We start from the raw sequence: 21,336 nt of genomic DNA, 5'->3' as shown, positions 1-21,336 counted from the left end.
GGGGACGACCGTCGCGCTGTCGCGCTGGACGGTGTCCCCCTCCCCTCTACGGGCCGTACGGGCTGTCAGATCCTGGCGGGGACCTAGTCGCGGGCCGCGGTCAGCCGCTCCGCGTGCTCCTGGAGCGAGCGGACGCCCACGTCGCCGCGGTTCAGCGCGTCGATGCCCTGGACGGCCGCGGCGAGCGCCTGGACCGTGGTGAGGCACGGGACTCCGCGGGCCACGGCGGCCGTACGGATCTCGTAGCCGTCGAGGCGGCCTCCGGTGCCGTACGGGGTGTTGACGATCAGGTCGACCTGGCCGTCGTGGATGAGCTGGACGATGGTCTTCTCGCCGTCCGGGCCCTCGCCCTCGCTGAGCTTGCGCACGACGGTGGCGTTGATGCCGTTGCGGCGCAGGACCTCGGCGGTGCCGGAGGTGGCCATCAGCTCGAAGCCGTGGGCGACGAGCTCGCGCGCCGGGAAGATCATCGTGCGCTTGTCGCGGTTGGCGACGGAGATGAAGGCGCGGCCCTTGGTGGGCAGCGGGCCGTAGGCGCCGGCCTGCGACTTGGCGTACGCCGTGCCGAAGACGGAGTCGATGCCCATGACCTCGCCGGTGGAGCGCATCTCCGGGCCGAGGACGGTGTCGACGCCGCGGCCGTGGATGTCGCGGAAGCGCGACCACGGCATGACGGCCTCCTTGACGGAGATCGGCGCGTCGAGCGGCAGGGTGCCGCCGTCGCCGGTCTTCGGGAGCATGCCCTCTTCGCGGAGCTCGGCGATGGTGGTGCCGAGCGAGATGCGCGCGGCGGCCTTCGCGAGCGGGACCGCGGTCGCCTTCGAGGTGAAGGGGACGGTCCGGGAGGCGCGCGGGTTGGCCTCCAGGACGTAGAGGATGTCACCCGCCATCGCGAACTGGATGTTGATCAGGCCGCGGACGCCGACGCCCTTGGCGATGGCCTCGGTGGAGGCGCGCAGGCGCTTGATGTCGTAGCCGCCGAGGGTGATCGGGGGCAGGGCGCAGGCCGAGTCGCCGGAGTGGATGCCGGCTTCCTCGATGTGCTCCATGACGCCGCCGAGGTAGAGCTCGGTGCCGTCGTAGAGGGCGTCGACGTCGATCTCGATCGCGTCGTCGAGGAACCGGTCGACCAGCACGGGGCGGGTCGGCGAGATCTCGGTGGACTCGGCGATGTACGAGGACAGCCGGTCCTCGTCGTAGACGATCTCCATGCCGCGGCCGCCGAGCACGTACGAGGGGCGTACGAGGACGGGGTAGCCGATCTCGTCGGCGATGGCCTTGGCGCCGGCGAAGGTGGTGGCGGTGCCGTGCTTGGGGGCGGGCAGGCCGGCCTCGGCGAGGACCTGGCCGAAGGCGCCGCGGTCCTCGGCGGCGTGGATGGCCTCCGGCGGGGTGCCGACGACCGGGACGCCGTTGTCCTTGAGCGCCTGGGCGAGACCCAGCGGGGTCTGGCCGCCGAGCTGGACGATGACGCCGGCGATGGGGCCGGCCAGCGACTCGGCGTGGACGATCTCCAGCACGTCTTCGAGCGTCAGCGGCTCGAAGTACAGGCGGTCGGAGGTGTCGTAGTCGGTGGAGACGGTCTCCGGGTTGCAGTTGACCATCACGGTCTCGTAGCCGGCGTCGCTGAGGGCGAAGGAGGCGTGGACGCAGGAGTAGTCGAACTCGATGCCCTGGCCGATGCGGTTCGGGCCGGAGCCCAGGATGATGACCGCGGGCTTCTCGCGCGGGGCGACCTCGGACTCCTCGTCGTACGAGGAGTAGAAGTACGGGGTCTTCGCGGCGAACTCGGCGGCGCAGGTGTCGACCGTCTTGTAGACCGGGCGGACGCCCAGGGCGTGGCGGACCTCGCGGACGACGTCCTCGCGCAGGCCGCGGATCTCGGCGATCTGGGAGTCGGAGAAGCCGTGGCGCTTGGCCTCGGCGAGCAGCTCGGGGTGGAGCTTGTCGGCGGCGGCCAGCTCGTCCGCGATCTCCTTGATGAGGAAGAGCTGGTCGACGAACCAGGGGTCGATCTTCGTGTACTCGAAGACCTCTTCCTGGGTGGCGCCGGCGCGGATGGCCTGCATGACGGTGTTGATGCGGCCGTCGGTCGGGCGGACCGCGGTGGCGAGGAGCTCTTCCTTGTCGCCGGTGGGGCCGACGAAGGTGAACTGCGAGCCCTTCTTCTCCAGCGAGCGCAGGGCCTTCTGCAGGGCCTCGGTGAAGTTGCGGCCGATGGCCATGGCCTCGCCCACCGACTTCATGGTGGTGGTGAGGGTGGCATCGGCCAGCGGGAACTTCTCGAAGGCGAAGCGCGGGGCCTTGACGACGACGTAGTCGAGGGACGGCTCGAAGGAGGCCGGCGTCTTCTCGGTGATGTCGTTGGGGACCTCGTCGAGCGTGTAGCCGATGGCCAGCTTGGCGGCGATCTTGGCGATCGGGAAGCCGGTGGCCTTCGACGCGAGCGCCGAGGAGCGCGAGACGCGGGGGTTCATCTCGATGACGATGATCCGGCCGTCGGTCGGGTCGATCGCGAACTGGATGTTGCAGCCGCCGGTGTCGACGCCGACCTCGCGGATGATCGCGATGCCGATGTCGCGCAGCCGCTGGTACTCGCGGTCGGTGAGCGTCATCGCCGGGGCGACGGTGATGGAGTCGCCGGTGTGGACGCCCATCGGGTCGAAGTTCTCGATGGAGCAGACGACGACGACGTTGTCCTTGGTGTCGCGCATCAGCTCCAGCTCGTACTCCTTCCAGCCGAGGATGGACTCCTCCAGGAGCACCTCGGTGGTCGGGGAGAGCATGAGGCCCTGGCCGGCGATGCGGCGCAGCTCGTCCTCGTCGTGGGCGAAGCCGGAGCCGGCGCCGCCCATGGTGAAGGAGGGGCGCACGACGACGGGGTAGCCGCCGAGGGTGTCGACGCCCTGGATGACGTCGTCCATCGTGTGGCAGATGACCGAGCGGGCGGACTCGCCGTAGCCGATCTTCGCCTTGACGGCCTCGACGACGCCCTTGAAGAGGTCGCGGTCCTCGCCCTTGTTGATCGCCTCGACGTTGGCGCCGATGAGCTCGACGCCGTACTTCTCCAGCACACCCTGCTCGTGCATGGAGATGGCGGTGTTCAGCGCGGTCTGGCCGCCGAGGGTCGGGAGCAGCGCGTCGGGGCGCTCCTTCGCGATGATCTTCTCGACGAACTCGGGGGTGATCGGCTCGACGTACGTGGCGTCGGCGATCTCGGGGTCGGTCATGATCGTGGCGGGGTTCGAGTTCACCAGGATCACCCGCAGGCCCTCGGCCTTGAGGATGCGGCAGGCCTGGGTCCCGGAGTAGTCGAACTCGGCGGCCTGGCCGATGACGATCGGGCCGGAGCCGATGACCAGGACGGACTGGATATCGGTGCGCTTAGGCACGATCGGCCTCCATCAGGGACGTGAAACGGTCGAAGAGGTACGCGGCGTCGTGCGGGCCGGCGGCAGCCTCGGGGTGGTACTGGACGGAGAAGGCCGGCTGGTCGAGCAGCTGGAGGCCTTCCACGACGTTGTCGTTCAGGCAGACGTGGGAGACCTCGGCGCGGCCGTAGGGGGTCTGCGACACCTTGTCGAGGGGCGCGTCCACGGCGAAGCCGTGGTTGTGCGCGGTGATCTCGACCTTGCCGGTGGTGCGGTCCTGCACCGGCTGGTTGATGCCGCGGTGGCCGTACTTCAGCTTGTAGGTGCCGAAGCCGAGCGCGCGCCCCAGGATCTGGTTGCCGAAGCAGATGCCGAAGAGCGGGGTCTTGCGGGCGAGGACGCCCTGCATGACGGAGACCGCGTGGTCGGCGGTGGCCGGGTCGCCCGGGCCGTTGGAGAAGAACACGCCGTCGGGGTTGACCGCGTACACGTCCTCCACGGTGGCGGTGGCGGGGAGCACGTGCACCTCGATGCCGCGCTCGGCCATCCGGTGCGGGGTCATGCCCTTGATGCCGAGGTCCACGGCGGCGACGGTGTACTTCTTCTCACCGATCGCGGGGACGACGTACGTCTCCTTGGTGGCCACCTCGGCGGAGAGGTCGGCGCCCTTCATCTGCGGGGCGGCCTGCACCTTCGCCAGCAGCGCCGCGTCGCGCACGCCCTCCCAGGCCTCGCCCGAGAAGATGCCGACGCGCATGGCGCCGCGCTCGCGCAGGTGGCGGGTCAGGGCGCGGGTGTCGATGCCGGAGATCCCGACGACGCCCTGCTTGACGAGCTCCTCGTCCAGCGAGCGCACGGAGCGCCAGTTGGAGGGGACGCGGGCGGGGTCGCGTACGACGTACCCGGCGACCCAGATGCGGGAGGACTCGGGGTCCTCGTCGTTGACGCCGGTGTTGCCCACGTGCGGGGCGGTCATCACGACGACCTGTCGGTGGTACGACGGGTCGGTGAGGGTCTCCTGGTAGCCGGTCATGCCGGTGGAGAACACGGCCTCGCCGAAGGTCTCCCCCACAGCGCCGTAGGCGCGGCCGCGGAAGATCCGACCGTCCTCCAGGACGAGTACGGCGGGAGCTTTGGCTGCTCCCCTGGTGGAGGTCGTCATCGTTCGGCGCCTTCCGTCGTGGTGATTGAGTGGTTCATGTCGTTGATCGCTTCGACCCAGGCGGCGTGTTCTGCCGCACGGTCGGAGCGGAATCCGGAGTCGATCAGCCTGTCGCCGTGCGCCCATGTGACGACGAGGAGACCGCCCTCGGTGAGTACCTTGCCCGCGATTCCCTTGTCGAGGCGGGCGCCGCGCAGTTGCGCGGCCGGTACGAAGAAGTCGGTGGCACCCGGACGGACCACGTCGAGGCCCGCATCGGTGAGCGCGAGCTCGACCCGGCTGCGGACGCCCAGTCCGTGGGCGACGATCCGGTCGAGCCACTGCCCGGCGGTGGTGGACCCGTGGTACCGGCCGGTCAGGGCCAGCCGGTGCTCGGGGAGACCGCCGGGGGCGGCGGGCAGCTCCGGCAGATCGCTCTGCAAGGTGCCGCGCCATTTCCAGCCCTGCCGCATCAGCCAGTACACGAAGGCGATGAAGACGAGCAGACCGATCACCCACGCGATGCGGGCACCCCAGTCCGTCACCTCCGCCGACTGTCGTGTCGCCTCGGCGGCCAGTTGGATTACTGCAGGTGTCACGCCAGCGTCCCGTCCACGACCGTTGCCCGGCCCCGCAGGAAGGTGTGAGTGACGCGACCCGGCAGCTCACGGCCCTCGTAAGGCGTGTTGCGGCTGCGGGAGGCGAAGTGTGCGGGGTCCACGACACCACGGTACGAGGTATCGACCAAGGTCAGGTTCGCGGGTTCACCTGCCGAGACGGGGCGTCCGTGGTTCGGGAGGCTGCCGATGCGCGCCGGGGCGAAGGACATGCGCTCGGCCACGCCCGCCCAGTCGAGCAGTCCGGTCTCCACCATCGTCTGCTGGACGACGGAGAGCGCGGTCTCCAGGCCCACCATGCCCATGGCGGCGGCGGCCCACTCGCAGTCCTTGTCCTCGTGCGGGTGCGGGGCGTGGTCGGTGGCGACGATGTCGATCGTGCCGTCGGCCAGCGCCTCGCGCAGGGCCATGACGTCGGCCTCGGTGCGCAGCGGCGGGTTGACCTTGTAGACCGGGTTGTACGAGCGCACGAGCTCGTCGGTGAGGAGCAGGTGGTGCGGGGTGACCTCGGCGGTGACGTCGATGCCGCGGGACTTGGCCCAGCGGATGATCTCGACGGAGCCGGCGGTGGAGAGGTGGCAGATGTGGACGCGGGAGCCGACGTGCTCGGCGAGCAGGACGTCGCGGGCGATCACCGATTCCTCGGCGACGGCCGGCCAGCCGCCCAGGCCGAGCTCGGCGGAGACGATGCCCTCGTTCATCTGGGCGCCCTCGGTGAGGCGGGGCTCCTGGGCGTGCTGGGCGACGACGCCGCCGAAGGCCTTCACGTACTCCAGGGCGCGGCGCATGATCACGGCGTCGTCCACGCACTTGCCGTCGTCGGAGAAGACGGTGACGCGGGCGGCGGACTCGTGCATGGCGCCCAGCTCGGAGAGCTGCTTGCCTTCGAGGCCGACGGTGACGGCGCCGATGGGCTGGACGTCGCAGTAGCCGGACTCCTTGCCCAGGCGCCACACCTGCTCGACGACGCCGGCGGTGTCGGCGACGGGGAAGGTGTTGGCCATGGCGAAGACGGCGGTGTAGCCGCCGGAGGCGGCGGCGCGGGTGCCGGTGAGGACGGTTTCGGAGTCCTCGCGGCCGGGCTCGCGCAGGTGCGTGTGGAGGTCGACGAGGCCGGGCAGGAGGACCTGGCCCGCGGCTTCGATGACGGTCGCGTCGCCGGCGTCGAGGTCCGTGCCCACGGCGGCGATGGTCTCGCCGTCGATCAGGACGTCCTGGACGTCGCCACCGAGTACCTTCGCGCCACGGATAAGGATCTTGCTCATCTTTACTTGCTCTCCTCGGTGCGGGGCGTGCTGGCGGTGGTGACGGCGGGCTCGGAGCCTCCGAGCAGCAGGTACAGGACGGCCATGCGGATCGAGACGCCGTTGGTGACCTGCTCGATGACCGTGCAGCGGTCGGAGTCGGCGACCTCGGCGGTGATCTCCATGCCGCGGACCATCGGGCCGGGGTGCATCACGATGGCGTGCTCGGGCATCCGCGCCATGCGCGCGCCGTCCAGACCGTAGCGGCGGGAGTACTCGCGCTCGGTCGGGAAGAAGGCGGCGTTCATCCGCTCGCGCTGCACCCGCAGCATCATCACGGCGTCGGACTTCGGCAGCACCTCGTCCAGGCTGTACGAGATCTCGCACGGCCAGGCCTCGACGCCGACGGGCACCAGGGTGGGCGGGGCCACCAGGGTGACCTGGGCGCCGAGGGTGTGCAGCAGGTGGACGTTGGAGCGGGCGACCCGGCTGTGCAGGACGTCGCCGACGATGGTGATCCGGCGGCCGTTCAGGTCCTTGCCGAGCCCGGCGTCCTTGCCGACCAGGCGGCGGCGCATGGTGAAGGCGTCGAGCAGGGCCTGGGTGGGGTGCTCGTGGGTGCCGTCGCCGGCGTTGATCACCGGGGCGTCGATCCAGCCGGAGGTGGCGAGCCGGTAGGGCGCGCCGGAGGCGTGGTGGCGGATGACGACCGCGTCGACGCCCATGGCCTCCAGGGTCTGGGCGGTGTCCTTCAGGGACTCGCCCTTGGAAACGCTGGAACCCTTGGCCGCGAAGTTGATGACGTCGGCGGAGAGGCGCTTCTCGGCGGCCTCGAAGGAGATCCGGGTCCGGGTCGAGTCCTCGAAGAAGAGGTTGCAGATCGTGCGGCCGCGCAGGGTGGGCAGCTTCTTGATCGGCCGGTCCGCGACACGGGCCATCTCCTCGGCGGTGTCGAGGATCAGGACGGCGTCGTCGCGCGTGAGATCGGCGGCCGAGATGAGGTGGCGCTTCATCCGGGTGCTCCGTTTGTCGATGAGGTCTGAGCCGTGGAGAGGGCAGACGGGCTGGGCTGGGGGTGCGGGCAGGGCAGGCTGCGGCGCGGACCCGAGGGGCCCGGCCGTCGGCGAGGGGCTACTGCCCGGCTGCCCGGTCGGTCCGCTGGCCGAGCAGCACGGCGTCTCGGCCGTCCTCCTCCTGGACCTGGACCTGGACGTTCTCCCGCAGCGACGTGGGGAGGTTCTTGCCGACGTAGTCGGCGCGGATCGGCAGTTCGCGGTGGCCGCGGTCGACGAGGACCGCGAGCTGCACCGCACGGGGGCGGCCGAGGTCGCCGAGGGCGTCGAGGGCGGCGCGGATGGTGCGGCCGGAGAAGAGAACGTCGTCGACGAGGACGACCAGGCGGCCGTCGATGTCGTCGCCGGGAATCTCGGTGCGGCCGATCGCCCGGGCCGGCTTCATCCGCAGATCGTCGCGGTACATGGTGATGTCGAGGGAGCCGACCGGGATCTTCACACCGGTGATCTCTTCGAGCTTGGCGGCCAGCCGGCGGGCGAGGAACACGCCGCGGGTGGGAATGCCGAGGAGCACCACATCGTCGGCGCCCTTGGCGCGTTCGACGATTTCGTGGGCGATGCGGGTCAGAACACGGGCGATGTCCTGCGCTTCGAGAACGGGGCGCATCACATCGGCATCGATGCCGCTGTTCGGAGACTGCTGAGACTGCTGAGTGTCCATGAAAAGGACCTCCTTCTCCGCCTCACGGGACGGACCTTAAAGGACGTCGGATGTACGTGTTCCACGGTACCAGGGGGATTCCCGCGACCGGGCATCGGGGCAGACCAGGACCCCTCTTACGTGGGCGTTGGAGACCATTCGGCTTGACGCATCCAAGTAACGCTGCGTAACCTCACAGTGAGTTACCAGCCGCGCGGCGGAGCCGCACGTGGTCATGTCGTCACAGCGTCCGGGAGCGTTATGTCCAGCGAATACGCCAAACAGCTCGGGGCCAAGCTCCGCGCCATCCGCACCCAGCAGGGCCTTTCCCTCCACGGTGTCGAGGAGAAGTCCCAGGGCCGATGGAAGGCCGTGGTGGTCGGTTCTTACGAGCGCGGAGACCGCGCCGTGACCGTCCAGCGTCTCGCCGAGCTGGCGGACTTCTACGGGGTTCCCGTGCAGGAACTGCTGCCGGGTACGACCCCCGGCGGAGCGGCCGAGCCGCCGCCGAAGCTGCGCCTGGACCTGGAGCGCCTCGCCCACGTTCCCGCCGAGAAGGCCGGCCCGCTGCAGCGTTACGCGGCGACCATCCAGAGCCAGCGCGGCGACTACAACGGCAAGGTGCTCTCGATCCGCCAGGACGACCTGCGCACCCTCGCCGTCATCTACGACCAGTCGCCCTCGGTCCTGACCGAGCAGCTCATCAGCTGGGGCGTCCTGGACGCGGACGCGCGTCGCGCGGTGGCGCACGAGGACATCTAGTCCCCCGAGCCCCAGCAGAAACGTTTACCGGTGGGTGCCGGGAGCCGACAGGCTTCCGGCACCCACCGGTTTTTCATGCCCGGACGGGGGCCCTCCGGTGCCATCGGGGGCGTACGACGGAGGGCCCGCAGCGCGCGTGCGCTGCGGGCCCTCCGTTCTCGCCGTTCCGGCGCCTGTCAGCTCTCGCTGCGGCGCAGCTTCGGCTTGAGGTCCTTGAAGCGGCCGAGCAGTCCGTTCACGAACGAGGGGGACTCGTCCGTGGAGAACTCCTTGGCCAGCTGGACGGCCTCGTCGATGGCCACGGCGTCCGGGGTTCCGTCGACCCAGATCAGCTCGTAGGCACCGAGGCGCACGATGTTCCGGTCCACGACCGGCATGCGGTCGAGGTCCCAGTCCACGGCGTAGGTGGCGATCAGATCGTCGATGCGGTCCACCTTGTCGGCGTACCCCTCGACGAGTTCCATGGTGAACTCGTTCACCGCGGGCTGACGGTCGGTGTCCGACCGCGAGTGGCGGACCCAGTCCGCGAGGACCTCGCGCACGGAGACCCCGCGCTGGTCGGCCTCGAACAGGATCTGGAAAGCGCGCTTGCGCGCGTTGCTCCGGGCAGCCACGGTTAGCTGTTCACCCGGCCGAGGTAGTCGCTGGTGCGGGTGTCGACCTTGATCTTCTCGCCGGTGTTGATGAAGAGCGGGACCTGGATCTCGTGGCCCGTCTCCAGCGTCGCCGGCTTGGTGCCACCGGTGGAACGGTCGCCCTGGACGCCCGGGTCGGTGTGCTCGATGGTCAGCTCGACGGCGGCCGGGAGCTCGACGTAGAGCACCTCGCCCTCGTGGCGGGCCACGGAGGCGGTGAAGCCCTCGATCAGGAAGTTGGCGGCGTCGCCGACGGCCTTCTTGTCGACCATCAGCTGGTCGAAGTCCTCCATGTCCATGAACACGAAGTACTCGCCGTCCATGTAGGAGAACTGCATGTCGCGGCGGTCGATGGTGGCCGTCTCGACCTTGGTGCCGGCGTTGAACGTCTTGTCGACGACCTTGCCGGACATGACGCTCTTCAGCTTGGTGCGCACGAAGGCCGGGCCCTTGCCGGGCTTGACGTGCTGGAACTCGACGACGGACCAGAGCTGGCCACCTTCGAGCTTGAGCACCATGCCGTTCTTGAGGTCGTTCGTGGAAGCCACGGTTTGGGAATCTCCTGCACTGGAAGACCACGGGTGCGCGCACAGCCCGTCGACGCGGGCTAGAGCGCGAGCAGCTCCTTGGTCGTAATGGTGAGTAGCTCGGGACCGCCGTCCGCCTCGGGGCGTACGACGAGCGTGTCATCGATCCGGACACCGCCCCGACCGGGGAGGTGAACCCCCGGTTCGACGGTGACCGGCACGCAAGCGTCCAGTTTACCCATGGCCGTAGGTGCAAGCTGCGGGTCCTCGTCGATTTCGAGACCGACTCCGTGTCCGGTCCACGCCGCGAGGGCCTCGCCGTGACCTGCGGAGTCGAGGACGGAGCGGGCCGCGTGATCCACGTCGCGGTACGCGGCCCCGGGCAGCAGGGCCTCCCGGCCCGCCCGCTGGGCGGCGAAGACCAGGTCGTACAGCTCGATCTGCCAGTCGGCGGGGGTCGTTCCGATCACGAAGGTGCGGCCGATCTCGCAGCGGTAGCCCCGGTAGTTCGCGCCGAGGCAGACGGAGAGGAAATCACCCTCCTCGACCCGCCTGTCCGAAGGCCGGTGCCGGGAACGGCCGGAGTGCGGGCCGGTGCCGACGGAGGTCGGGAAGGCGGGGCCGTCCGCCCCGTGGTCCACGAGCCGGCGTTCCAGCTCCAGGGCGAGGTGCCGTTCGGTGCGGCCCACGAGGATCGATTCGAGCAGCTCCCCGAGGGCCTGGTCGGCGATCTCGGCGGCGATCCGCAGGCAGGCGATCTCCTCCTCGTCCTTGACGAGGCGCTGCTGTTCCACGGCGGTGCCCAGATCGGCGAGGCGCAGCCGGGGTGCCACCGAGCCGATGGCACGGTGGCGGCCGACGGTGAGGTGGTGTTCCTCCACGGCGAGGGAATCGGCGCGGGCGGCGGAGGCCGCGTCGGCCGCCGCGACGGCGGGATCCGCTCCCGGGCCGGCCAGCACGGAGAGCCTCAGGTTCTCGTCGAGCCGTCCCTCGTCGGCCTCCCCGGTGGGCTGCCCGGCGCAGAACAGCATGTCCTCGCCGCTCGGACCGACCAGCAGGACCGCGCCCAGCGGAGACGCCCCGGAGAGGTAACGGACGTTCGCCGGACGCGTGATGAGTGCGGCGGCGTTTCCGGCGGCCGCACAGCGGTCGCGAAGCAGGCCCCGGCGGGCCGCGTACACGTCTGACATGTTTCCGAGCCTACGAGCGCTGCGCTCATCCGGCCTGGTGAGCGCAGCCGTACGGGGGCCGGGCCCGGCCCTGCGGGCGCCGCGGGCGCGGATTTCAGTAGGCGGGTTGGGAGATGACCCGGGCCAGGGTCTCGTCCAGGGCGCGGGCGGTGCCCTCGACGTCCAGGTGGGAGTTGTCGATGATCGGCAGCCCGGATCCGTACCAGCCGGCCATGCGGCCGTGGATCCGCGCGACCTCCTCGTCGGAGAGGCGCCGGTTCCCGGAGCGGGCGGCGTTGCGTTCCAGGACGATCTCCAGGCCGGGCAGCAGGACGACGGGCAGCAGTGCGGGCCCCACGTGGCGCTTCCAGCCGCCGAGGCCCACCACCGGCCGGTCCGGGAACACGGCGTCGTCGAGGATGCACGAGATCCCGTTGGCCAGGAAGTTCCGGGCGGCGAAGCCACAGGTGCGGCGGGCGAGGCGGTACTGGGCCTCGGAGTGGTCGTTCCATCCGGCCTGCGGGTCCGCGAAGCCCGAGCACACCCATTCCCGTACGTCGTCCAGGCTGACGTGCGCGGTGGGGACGGGCCGGGTGCCGGCCCAGTGGCGGGCCACCGTGGTCTTGCCGGCGCCCGCGGGGCCGATCAGCAGGACCGCGAGGGTGGCTCCGCCGGTGCCGGGGGCGGCGGGGGGCAGCGGGACGTGCCCGGTGAGCCCGTCCGGCGGCCCCGGCGCGGTCTGCGGCGCCGCGGGCGCGGAGGGCAGGGGAGGCACGGGCCAGCCCGCCACGGGCGGTATCCCCGGCTGCGGGGGCGCCGCCGGGTGCCGACTTCCCTGCGGCTCCCAGCCACCGCCTCCCACTCCCTGCTGCATCCGCTGCCACTCCGTCTCGTTCCACCACGACTGATGCGAGAACGTTATATGACCTCGGCGGCCCGCCGGGTCACGCGGTCGAGAGGTGGTCCGGTTCAGGACGGTTCGGGCCGGTTCGCACCGGCCCGAACCGGCTCAGGCAGCGACCTCGCCGAAGGCCGCCACGAGGACGGCCGGGTCGGGACCCTCCAGGACGGTCGGCTTCGCCAGCCCGTCCAGGACGATGAAGCGCAGCAGGTCGCCCCGGGACTTCTTGTCGAGCTTCATGGTCTCCAGCAGCTTGGGCCACTGGTCGCCGCGGTAGGTCAGCGGCAGCCCCACCGAGGCGAGGACGGCCTTGTGCCGGTCCGCGGTCGCGTCGTCGAGCCGGCCCGCGAGCCGGCCCAGTTCGGCGGCGAAGACCATGCCGATCGAGACGGCCGCGCCGTGGCGCCACTTGTAGCGCTCGTTCTTCTCGATGGCGTGCGCGAGCGTGTGCCCGTAGTTGAGGATCTCCCGCAGGCCCGACTCCTTGAGGTCGCTGGAGACCACGTCGGCCTTGACCTGGATGGAGCGGCAGATCAGCTCGGCCGTGTGCGGGCCGGCGGGCGTGCGCGCCGCCTCGGGGTCCGCCTCGATCAGGTCGAGGATCACCGGGTCGGAGATGAATCCGGCCTTGATGATCTCGGCGAGACCGCTGACGTAGTCGTTGACCGGCAGCGAGTCCAGCGCCGCCAGGTCGCAGAGCACACCGGCCGGCGGGTGGAAGGCACCGACGAGGTTCTTGCCCTCGGCGGTGTTGATGCCGGTCTTGCCGCCGACGGCCGCGTCCACCATCGCCAGGATGGTGGTCGGGACGGCGACCCAGCGCACCCCGCGCAGCCAGGAGGCCGCGACGAAGCCCGCGAGGTCGGTCGTGGCTCCCCCGCCGACGCCGACGATGGCGTCGCTGCGGGTGAAGCCGGACTGGCCCAGCGCCTTCCAGCAGTACGCCATCACCTCGACCGTCTTGGCCTCTTCGGCGTTCGGCACCTGGATGGCGATGGCCTCGTACCCCTGCGCGGCGAGGTCGTCCCGCAGGGCCTCACCGGTCGAGGCGAGGGCCTCGGGGTGGATCACGGCGACCCGCTGGGCCTTCGTACCGATCAGGGAGCCGAGCTCGCCGAGCAGCTGCCGGCCGACCAGCACCTCGTACGCGTCGTGCCCGGCGCTCGCGCCGACCTGGATCCGCGTCACCTGGTCTGTCATGCGTTCTTCAACTCCAGAGCGTCGAGGACCGCCTGGGCGACCTCTTCGGGGGTGCGGTCGTCGGTGGCCACCACGACGCGCGCGACTTCGGTGTACAGGGGGCGCCGGGCGTCCATCAGCTCGCGCCACTGGCGGCGCGGGTTGACGGCGAGCAGCGGGCGCGCGGCGCCGAGGCCCACGCGCTTGACGGCTTCCTCGACGTCCATCGAGAGGTAGGCGACGGGCAGCCCGGTCAGCAGTTCGCGCGTCTTCTCGTCGAGGACGGCGCCTCCGCCGAGGGCGAGGACTCCCTCGTGTCCGGCGACGGCGGCGGCGACCGCCTCCCGCTCCAGCTCACGGAAGTACGGTTCGCCCTCGTCCACGAAGATGTCGGAGATCTCCCGGCCCTGGGCCGCCACGATGTCGGCGTCGGTGTCCCGGTAGGAGACTCCGAGCCGCTGGGCGATCAGCTCGCCCACGGTGGACTTGCCGGACCCCATGGGGCCGACGAGGACCACCAGGGGTCCGGTCGCACGGGCGCCGGTCACCGGATCTGCAGGTTGTCGAGGTACGACTGGACGTTGCGGCGGGTCTCGGGGACGGAGTCGCCGCCGAACTTCTCCACGACGGCGTCGGCCAGCACCAGGGCGACCATGGCCTCGGCGACGATGCCCGCGGCGGGCACGGCACAGACGTCGGAGCGCTGGTGGTGCGCGACGGTGGCCTCGCCGGTGGCGACGTCCACGGTCGCGAGGGCCTTCGGCACGGTCGCGATCGGCTTCATCGCGGCGCGCACGCGCAGCAGTTCGCCGGTGGTCAGACCGCCCTCGGTGCCGCCGGAGCGGCCGGAGGTCCGCTTGAGGCCCTCGGGGGTGGAGACGATCTCGTCGTGCGCCTGCGAGCCGGGCACGCGGGCCAGGTCGAAGCCGTCGCCGACCTCCACACCCTTGATGGCCTGGATGCCCATGAGCGCGGCCGCGAGGCGCGCGTCGAGGCGGCGGTCCCAGTGCACGTGCGAGCCGAGGCCGACGGGCACGCCGTAGGCGAGGACCTCGACGACGCCGCCGAGGGTGTCGCCGTCCTTGTGGGCCTGGTCGATCTCCGCGACCATCTGCTTCGACGCGTCGGCGTCCAGGCAGCGCACCGGGTCGGCGTCGAGCTTCTCGACGTCGGCGGGGGTCGGCAGCACGCCGTACGGGGCCTTGGCGGCGGCCAGCTCCACGACGTGGGAGACGATCTCGATGCCGGCCACCTCCTTGATGAAGGAGCGGGCGACGGCGCCGAGGGCGACGCGGGCGGCGGTCTCCCGGGCGCTGGCGCGCTCCAGGATCGGCCGGGCCTCCGAGAAGCCGTACTTCTGCATGCCCGCGAGGTCGGCGTGGCCGGGGCGGGGGCGGGTCAACGCGGCGTTGCGGCCGGTCTCCTTGAGGAGCGAGGGGTCGACCGGGTCGGCCGACATCACGGTCTCCCACTTGGGCCACTCGCTGTTGCCGATCATCACGGCGACCGGGCCGCCCTGTGACAGGCCGTGGCGCACACCGCCGAGGATGGTGATCTCGTCCTGCTCGAACTTCATCCGGGCACCGCGGCCGTAGCCGAGCCGACGCCGGGCCAGGTGTTCGGCCACCAGCTCTGTGGTGACCGGGACGCCGGCGGGAAGCCCCTCCAGCGTCGCTACCAGAGCCGGGCCGTGAGATTCCCCGGCCGTCAGCCAACGCAACCTGCTCAACGATGCTCCTCGTGCTCGCGCCTGATTCATCGATGGCGCGATCGGGTGCGCGGCCCGGACCCGCCTTCACCCGATCCTCCCATGTCCGGGCCCGTACACCGCCCTCGGTCCAGCTATCGGACGGCGGCGCACCCCGGCTCGCGGGTGAGCTGTGGATCTAGAAGTCGTCTGCGGTCCCGCTCAGTGGCGGGCGCGCAGCGCCGCCTCGCCCGCGGCGCGCATGGCCGCGAGGGGGGCGGTGGGGCAGCCGGTCATCAGCTCGACCTGGAGGACCGCCTGGTGGACCAGGAGGTCGAGGCCGCCGAGGAGCTTGCCGCCCCGGTGCGTCCAGGCCGCCGCCAGGGGCGTGGGCCAGGGGTCGTACAGGACGTCGAAGAGGGTGCCCGCGGCGGCGGGCACGGAGGCGGCCAGCTCGTCCGTGGCCCCGGCCGGGGTGGTGGCGATGACCAGCGGCGCGGCCAGCGCCTCGGCCGCCCGCGACCAGTCGGCCGTACGGACGTCCACGCCGAGCCGCTCGCCCCACTCGCGCATCTCCGCGGCCCGCGCCTCGGAGCGTACGTACGCGGTCACCTCGCCGGTGCAGATCCGCGCCAGTGCGGCGAGCGCCGAGGAGGCGGTGGCGCCCGCGCCGAGGACGGCGGCGGACTCCACCTTCTGGACTCCCTGCTCGCCCAGCGCGGCGAGCAGGCCGGGGATGTCGGTGTTGTCACCGACCTTGCGGCCGTCCTCGGTGAAGACGACGGTGTTGACCGTCTCCACGGAGGCGGCCGTGTCGCTGATCTCGTCGAGCAGCGGGATGATCGCCCGCTTGAGCGGCATGGTCAGCGACAGCCCGGCCCACTCGGGGCCGAGCTGTGCCAGGAAACCGGGGAGCGCGGCCTCGTCGATCTCGAAGCGGTCGTACGACCGTTCCCCGAGGCCGAGCTCCTGGTACGCGGCGCGGTGCAGCACCGGCGAGAGGGAGTGCTCGATGGGAGAACCCAGCACCGCGGCCCGTATCCGTGACATGTCCTGCTACCCGCCGTTCTTCTGCTTCTGCCGTGCCTGGAACTCGGCCACGAGCTTGAGGTGCTCGTCGAACGTCTTGGTGAAGGTCGTCTTGTTCTCGTCGACCGCCACGAAGAACATCCAGCCGCCGTGGTCCGGGTTGAGCGTACCGTTCAGCGCGTCCAGGCCGGGGTTCCCGATCGGGCCCGGGGGCAGCCCCGCCACGTTGTGCGTGTTGTAGGGGTGGACGAAGGCCTTGGCTTCCGCGCTGTTGAAGTTGATCTCGCTCTGGTTCTTGACGTAGTTGTACGTCGAGTCGAACTCGATCTTCCGGTTCGTGACGTCGTTGGTCTTCTTCAGGCGGTTGTAAACCACTTCGGACATCTTCCGGAAGTCGTCGTGGTTCTTGCCCTCGGCGTTGACGAGGCTGGCGACCGTGATCACCTGGAGCGGGTTGTCCAGGCCCAGTTCCTTGGCTTTGCCCTCGACCCCGAGCTCCGTGTACTTGTCCGTCGCGTTCTTGACCATCTGCTTGAGCAGCGACTCGGGGGTGCTGTCCTTGGTCAGGTCGTAGCGCATCGGGTACAGGAAGCCCTCGAGGGGGTCCATGATCTTCGGGTCGTTGTTCGCCCAGGCCGGCAGGCCGAGGGTCTTGGCCTGCTTGAAGGCGATGTCCTTGGTGGTGCCGGCCGGCTTCTCGAGCTTCTTGTCGATCGCGTCGTAGACCGTGCTGTTGCGCATGCCCTCGGAGATCGTGAGGACGTGCAGCTTCGAGGGGTCGGTCATGACCGTGACCGCGGCGGCCGCCGACATCTTCTTCTTCATCGGATAGATGCCGGGCTGGATCGACTTGCCCTCGGGCCGGGCGCTCGCTGCGTCCACGAACGCCTGGGCGCTCGCGACGACGCCCGCATCCTTCAGGATGCGGCCCATCTGGCCCAGGCCCGCGCCCTTGGGGATCTCCACGTCGACGGTCTCGTCGATGCCGTCGCCCGCGAAGTCCTCGGCCGCGCCGAACTTGTCCTTGATGTAGCTGTAGCCGTAGTAGCCGCCACCGCCGAGCACGCCGACGATGACCACGGCCGCGATGAGGCAGGCCATGCCGCTGCGCTTCTTCGGCTGGCCGCCGCCGGAGCGGCCCGACCTGCGGCCGCCGCGACCGTTGTCGTCGCCGTCACCGTCGTCCTCACCACCGTCTCCGCCGGCGAGGAAGGTGTCCGCGGCCTGGTCGGCCCTGGAGTCCTCCTCCTGCCAGTCCTCCTCGGTGTCGAGGTGCCGCTGGCTCGGGGGCCGCGGCGGCGGGAAGGCCTCGGGGGTGCCGTAGAGGTCGGGGGCCTCGCCGGGGTAGCCGCTCGTCTGCTGCTGCGCGTACGGATCCGCGCCCGCGTACGGGTCGGCGGCCTGCGGGACCCCGGCGTAGTGGCCCTGCCCGGTGTCCCAGACCTGGCCCTGACCGCCGTACGAGTCCTGGTGCTGCGGGTGCTGCTGGTACTGCTGCGGGTGCTGGGGATACGGCACCTGCTGCTGCTGTTGCTGCTGCTGGTACGGCATCTGCTGGGCCTGGGGGTACTGGCCCTGCTGCTGGTAATAGGCCTGCTGAGGCTCCTGCTGGTACTGCTGCGGGTCGCCGACGTAGGGCATCTGACCCTGCTGGGCCTCGTGCCCGGTCCACCCCTGGTCCCCGTACTGCGGGTCCTCGGGGTGCCACGGTTCGGGGCCAGGGCCCCGGCCATACTCAGTCATCGATCCCCTAGCGCGCCGCAGGGCGTTGGCCGCGACTCCGTCTGCCGCGACACACGGTTCCGCCTCTTCTGATGGGCGACGGCTGTTCGAATGCCGTCACATCGCGCGGAACGTTACCGTATCGCGATCAGACAACCACTTCGACGCACTCACCGGGCGGATTACCTGATACCCGTTCGGTCTCCAGAGCGTTCTGAAGGATCACCACGGCGGCCGCCTGATCGATGACCGACCGGCTCTTCTTCGCGTTCTTTCCCGAGGCCCGCAGGCCCTGGGCGGCGGTGACCGTGGTCATCCGCTCGTCCACCAGACGGACCGTCACGGGCTTGATGCCCTTGGCGAGTTCCGTGGCGAAGGCGCGGCACTTGGCCGCGGCCGGCCCCTCCCGCCCGCTGAGCGAGCGGGGCAGACCGACCACCACCTCGATGGGCTCGTACTCCGCGACGAGCTGCCGCAGCCGCCGGTGGGCGAAGGGGATGTCCCGGCCCGGAACGGTCTCCACCGGTGTGGCCAACACCCCATCGGGGTCGCACGAGGCGACCCCGATCCGGGCGTCACCGACATCGATGGCCAGACGGCGGCCGCGGCGCAGTGTCATCTTCAGACCGTCTCTACGACGAGGCGCTCGACCGCGGCGATGGCCTCGGGGATGGCGGCCGGGTTCTGGCCACCGCCCTGGGCCACGTCCGGCTTGCCGCCACCGCCGCCACCGAGGGTCTTGGCGGCCGTACGGACCAGGTCGCCGGCCTTGAGACCGCGCTCGCGGGCGGCCTCGTTGGTGGCGATGACGGTCAGCGGGCGGTCGTTCGCCGTGGTGAACAGGGCCACGACGGCCGGGCGGTCGCCCTGGATGCGGCCGCGGACGTCGAGGACCAGCTTGCGCAGGTCGTCGGCGCCGGTGCCGTCCGGGACGGTGCCCACGACGAGGGCGACGCCCTTGATGTCCTGGGCGCCCGCGGCGAGACCGGCGGCGGCCTGGAGGACCTTCTCCGCGCGGAACTTCTCGATCTCCTTCTCGGCGTCCTTCAGCTTGCCGAGCATGGAGGCGATCTTCTCCGGCAGCTCCTCCGGACGGCCCTTGACCAGCTCCTGGAGCTGGGCGACGACCGTGTGCTCCTTGGCGAGGAAGTTGTACGCGTCCACGCCGACGAGGGCCTCGACGCGGCGCACGCCGGAGCCGATGGAGGACTCCCCGAGCAGCTTCACCAGGCCCAGCTGGGCGGTGTTGCCGACGTGCGTGCCGCCGCACAGCTCCTTGGAGAAGTCGCCGATGGTCACGACGCGCACGCGCTCGCCGTACTTCTCGCCGAACTCGGCGATGGCGCCCTGCTTCTTCGCCTCGTCGATGCTCATGATCTCGGCGGTGACCTCGAGCTCGCGCGAGAGCACGTCGTTGATCTTGTGCTCGACGTCGGTGAGGACCGAGCCGGGGACGGCGTTCGGCGAGCCGAAGTCGAAGCGGAAGCGGCCGGGCGAGTTCTCGGAACCGGCCTGGGCGGCCGTCGGGCCGAGGGCGTCGCGCAGGGCCTGGTGCGTCAGGTGCGTGGCCGAGTGGGCGCGGGCGATGGCCCGGCGGCGCTGGATGTCGATGGCGGCGTACGCGGAGGCGCCCACCGTCACCTCGCCGACCTGGACGGAGCCCTTGTGCACGGAGACGCCCGGGACCGGCTGCTGCACGTCGCGGACGACGATGACGGCGCCCGAGTCGAGCTTGATGCGGCCCTGGTCGGCGAGCTGGCCGCCGCCCTCGGCGTAGAAGGGGGTGCGGTCCAGGACGACCTCGACCTCGTCGCCCTCGGAGGCGGCGGGCGCGGAGACGCCGTTGACCAGGAGGCCGACGATGGTGGACTCGCCCTGGTTGGTGGCGTAGCCGGTGAACTCGGTGGCGCCGGAGCCGTCGGCGATCTCCCGGTAGGCGGACATGTCCGCGTGGCCGGTCTTCTTGGCCTTGGCGTCGGCCTTGGCCCGGTCCCGCTGCTCCTGCATCAGGCGGCGGAAGCCGGGCTCGTCCACGGCGAGGCCCTGCTCTGCGGCCATCTCCAGGGTGAGGTCGATCGGGAAGCCCCAGGTGTCGTGGAGCAGGAACGCCTTGTCGCCGGCCAGGACCGTGCCGCCAGCGGCCTTGGTCTCGCTGACGGCGGTGTCGAGGATGTTCGTGCCGCCCTTGATGGCCTTGAGGAAGGCGGCCTCTTCGGCGAGCGCGACGGTCTCGATGCGCTTGCGGTCGGTCACGAGCTCCGGGTACTGCTGGCCCATGGTCTCGATGACCACGTTGACCAGGTCCTGGACGACCGGACCGGTGGCGCCCATGAGGCGCATGTTGCGGATGGCGCGGCGCATGATGCGGCGCAGCACGTAGCCGCGGCCCTCGTTGCCGGGGGTGACGCCGTCGCCGATGAGCATGGTCGAGGTGCGGATGTGGTCGGCGACCACGCGCAGCGAGACGTCCGTGCCCTGCTCGGCGCCGTACTGCACGCCGGTCAGCTCGGTGGCCTTGTCCATGACCACGCGCAGGGTGTCGGTCTCGTACATGTTCTGTACGCCCTGCAGGATCATGGCGAGGCGCTCGAGGCCGAGACCGGTGTCGATGTTCTTCGACGGCAGGTCGCCGAGGATCGGGAAGTCTTCCTTCCCGTCGCCGGCGCCGCGCTCGTACTGCATGAAGACCAGGTTCCAGATCTCCACGTAGCGCTCGTCGTTGACGGCGGGGCCGCCCTCGACGCCGAACTCGGGGCCGCGGTCGTAGTTGATCTCCGAGCAGGGACCGCAGGGGCCCGGGACGCCCATGGACCAGAAGTTGTCCTTCTTGCCCAGGCGCTGGATGCGCTCCTGCGGGACGCCGACGACGTCGCGCCAGATGGCCTCGGCCTCGTCGTCGTCGAGGTAGACCGTGATCCAGAGCTTCTCGGGCTCCAGGCCGTAGCCACCGTCCGCCACGGAGCTGGTGAGCAGCTCCCAGGCGTACTTGATGGCGCCTTCCTTGAAGTAGTCGCCGAAGGAGAAGTTGCCGCACATCTGGAAGAACGTGCCGTGGCGGGTGGTCTTGCCGACCTCTTCGATGTCCGGCGTACGGACGCACTTCTGCACGCTGGTGAGCGTGGCCGCGGGCGGCTTGACCTCGCCGAGGAAGTACGGCTTGAACGGCACCATGCCCGCGGGCACCAGCAGCAGAGTCGGGTCGTCCGCGATGAGCGACGCCGAAGGGACAACGGTGTGACCGCGCTCCTCGAAGAAGCTCAGCCAGCGGCGGCGGATTTCAGCCGACTCCATCAGTGGTCCTCATTCCGGTTGTACGAAAACTGTGTGGTTGGGTCGTTCTGGTCCTGCTCGATGGCCCGCAGCCGCCGCGGCCCGGGAAGGGCGGTGACATTGGCGGGCAGGTCGGGATCCTGGTGGAGTCCCAGTGCGTCGTTCAGCTCGTCCTCGCGCTGCGACATTCCCGACTTGACGTCGAGGGCGAAGTCCTTGAGGCGGTGGCCCGCCTCGATCGCCTTGTCGGCGGCCTGGGCGGCGAGGCTCTCCGGCGTCAGCTTCTTGAGCTGCCGGTTGACCTTGGTGGTGGCCCACACGCCGGCGGCTGCGCCGGCGGTGAACCAGAAGGCTCGGCGGAACATCGGA

The 21,336-nt window shown here is 70.6% G+C and carries 19 protein-coding genes; 1 reads left to right on the top strand and 18 read right to left on the bottom strand.

Going from position 1 to position 21,336, the window contains the following annotated elements; all coding sequences use genetic code 11:
• Positions 1–83 precede the first annotated feature (83 nt).
• From carB to pyrR, 6 genes are all read right to left on the bottom strand, one after another.
• A complete protein-coding gene (gene carB, locus ACE1OC_RS32960) occupies positions 84–3,392 on the bottom strand; it encodes a carbamoyl-phosphate synthase large subunit (RefSeq protein ID WP_407840045.1) in 3,309 nt (1,102 codons plus the stop codon).
• The gene (gene carA / locus ACE1OC_RS32955) at positions 3,385–4,533 is read right to left on the bottom strand and encodes a glutamine-hydrolyzing carbamoyl-phosphate synthase small subunit (RefSeq protein WP_407840044.1); all 1,149 of its coding nucleotides are present in this window, start codon (positions 4,531–4,533) and stop codon (positions 3,385–3,387) included. The genes carB and carA overlap by 8 nt, the downstream gene beginning before the upstream one ends.
• Complete coding sequence (locus ACE1OC_RS32950) at positions 4,530–5,111, bottom strand: hypothetical protein (protein WP_407840043.1); 582 nt, start codon at positions 5,109–5,111, stop codon at positions 4,530–4,532. Before ACE1OC_RS32950 ends, carA begins: the two co-directional genes overlap by 4 nt.
• Positions 5,108–6,394 carry a dihydroorotase gene (locus ACE1OC_RS32945; protein WP_266959200.1) on the bottom strand — a complete coding sequence of 429 codons (1,287 nt, stop codon included), beginning with the start codon at positions 6,392–6,394 and terminating at the stop codon, positions 5,108–5,110. The genes ACE1OC_RS32950 and ACE1OC_RS32945 overlap by 4 nt, the downstream gene beginning before the upstream one ends.
• Positions 6,395–6,396: 2 nt before the next feature.
• On the bottom strand, positions 6,397–7,386 hold the full coding sequence (locus ACE1OC_RS32940) for an aspartate carbamoyltransferase catalytic subunit (protein WP_266959199.1): 990 nt from the start codon (positions 7,384–7,386) through the stop codon (positions 6,397–6,399).
• 118 nt (positions 7,387–7,504) lie between these two features.
• The gene (pyrR, locus tag ACE1OC_RS32935) at positions 7,505–8,107 is read right to left on the bottom strand and encodes a bifunctional pyr operon transcriptional regulator/uracil phosphoribosyltransferase PyrR (RefSeq protein ID WP_407840042.1); all 603 of its coding nucleotides are present in this window, start codon (positions 8,105–8,107) and stop codon (positions 7,505–7,507) included.
• Between the two features lie 240 nt (positions 8,108–8,347).
• Between pyrR and bldD the strand changes: the two genes are divergently transcribed.
• A complete protein-coding gene (gene bldD / locus ACE1OC_RS32930; RefSeq protein ID WP_069929708.1) occupies positions 8,348–8,848 on the top strand; it encodes a transcriptional regulator BldD in 501 nt (166 codons plus the stop codon).
• A gap of 176 nt (positions 8,849–9,024) precedes the next feature.
• On the opposite strand, the gene nusB is transcribed toward bldD, so the two are convergent.
• From nusB to ACE1OC_RS32870, 12 genes are all read right to left on the bottom strand, one after another.
• Entirely contained in the window at positions 9,025–9,462 is a 438-nt protein-coding gene (gene nusB / locus ACE1OC_RS32925; RefSeq protein ID WP_214948214.1) for a transcription antitermination factor NusB, read from the bottom strand.
• Between the two features lie 2 nt (positions 9,463–9,464).
• Positions 9,465–10,031, bottom strand: coding sequence for an elongation factor P (efp, locus tag ACE1OC_RS32920; RefSeq protein ID WP_266876513.1), 567 nt, complete (start codon positions 10,029–10,031; stop codon positions 9,465–9,467).
• 59 nt (positions 10,032–10,090) lie between these two features.
• Positions 10,091–11,200, bottom strand: a complete 1,110-nt coding sequence (locus tag ACE1OC_RS32915; protein WP_407840041.1) for a M24 family metallopeptidase — start codon at positions 11,198–11,200, stop codon at positions 10,091–10,093.
• A gap of 94 nt (positions 11,201–11,294) precedes the next feature.
• Entirely contained in the window at positions 11,295–12,053 is a 759-nt protein-coding gene (locus tag ACE1OC_RS32910; protein WP_407840040.1) for an AAA family ATPase, read from the bottom strand.
• Positions 12,054–12,188: 135 nt separating this feature from the next.
• Positions 12,189–13,280 carry a 3-dehydroquinate synthase gene (aroB, locus tag ACE1OC_RS32905; RefSeq protein ID WP_274547928.1) on the bottom strand — a complete coding sequence of 364 codons (1,092 nt, stop codon included), beginning with the start codon at positions 13,278–13,280 and terminating at the stop codon, positions 12,189–12,191.
• On the bottom strand, positions 13,277–13,759 hold the full coding sequence (locus tag ACE1OC_RS32900; protein ID WP_407841752.1) for a shikimate kinase: 483 nt from the start codon (positions 13,757–13,759) through the stop codon (positions 13,277–13,279). The genes aroB and ACE1OC_RS32900 overlap by 4 nt, the downstream gene beginning before the upstream one ends.
• A gap of 44 nt (positions 13,760–13,803) precedes the next feature.
• On the bottom strand, positions 13,804–14,988 hold the full coding sequence (gene aroC / locus ACE1OC_RS32895; protein WP_407840039.1) for a chorismate synthase: 1,185 nt from the start codon (positions 14,986–14,988) through the stop codon (positions 13,804–13,806).
• A 180-nt stretch (positions 14,989–15,168) separates the two neighbouring features.
• Positions 15,169–15,996: a shikimate dehydrogenase gene (locus ACE1OC_RS32890; RefSeq protein ID WP_407840038.1), complete on the bottom strand. Its 828-nt coding sequence runs from the start codon at positions 15,994–15,996 to the stop codon at positions 15,169–15,171.
• 6 nt (positions 15,997–16,002) lie between these two features.
• A complete protein-coding gene (gene mltG, locus ACE1OC_RS32885; protein WP_407840037.1) occupies positions 16,003–17,718 on the bottom strand; it encodes an endolytic transglycosylase MltG in 1,716 nt (571 codons plus the stop codon).
• Positions 17,719–17,845: 127 nt separating this feature from the next.
• On the bottom strand, positions 17,846–18,316 hold the full coding sequence (gene ruvX, locus ACE1OC_RS32880) for a Holliday junction resolvase RuvX (RefSeq protein ID WP_243334308.1): 471 nt from the start codon (positions 18,314–18,316) through the stop codon (positions 17,846–17,848).
• 2 nt (positions 18,317–18,318) lie between these two features.
• Positions 18,319–20,988, bottom strand: a complete 2,670-nt coding sequence (alaS, locus tag ACE1OC_RS32875) for an alanine--tRNA ligase (protein WP_407840036.1) — start codon at positions 20,986–20,988, stop codon at positions 18,319–18,321.
• Positions 20,988–21,332 carry a DUF6167 family protein gene (locus ACE1OC_RS32870; RefSeq protein WP_266959190.1) on the bottom strand — a complete coding sequence of 115 codons (345 nt, stop codon included), beginning with the start codon at positions 21,330–21,332 and terminating at the stop codon, positions 20,988–20,990. Before ACE1OC_RS32870 ends, alaS begins: the two co-directional genes overlap by 1 nt.
• Between the last annotated feature and the right edge of the window lie 4 nt (positions 21,333–21,336).

Source organism: Streptomyces stoeckheimensis (assembly GCF_045822005.1).
Taxonomy (GTDB): Bacteria; Actinomycetota; Actinomycetes; order Streptomycetales; family Streptomycetaceae; genus Streptomyces; species Streptomyces stoeckheimensis.
The sequence above is the reverse complement of the archived record's forward strand: the minus strand, read 5'-3'. Positions and strand labels throughout refer to the sequence as shown.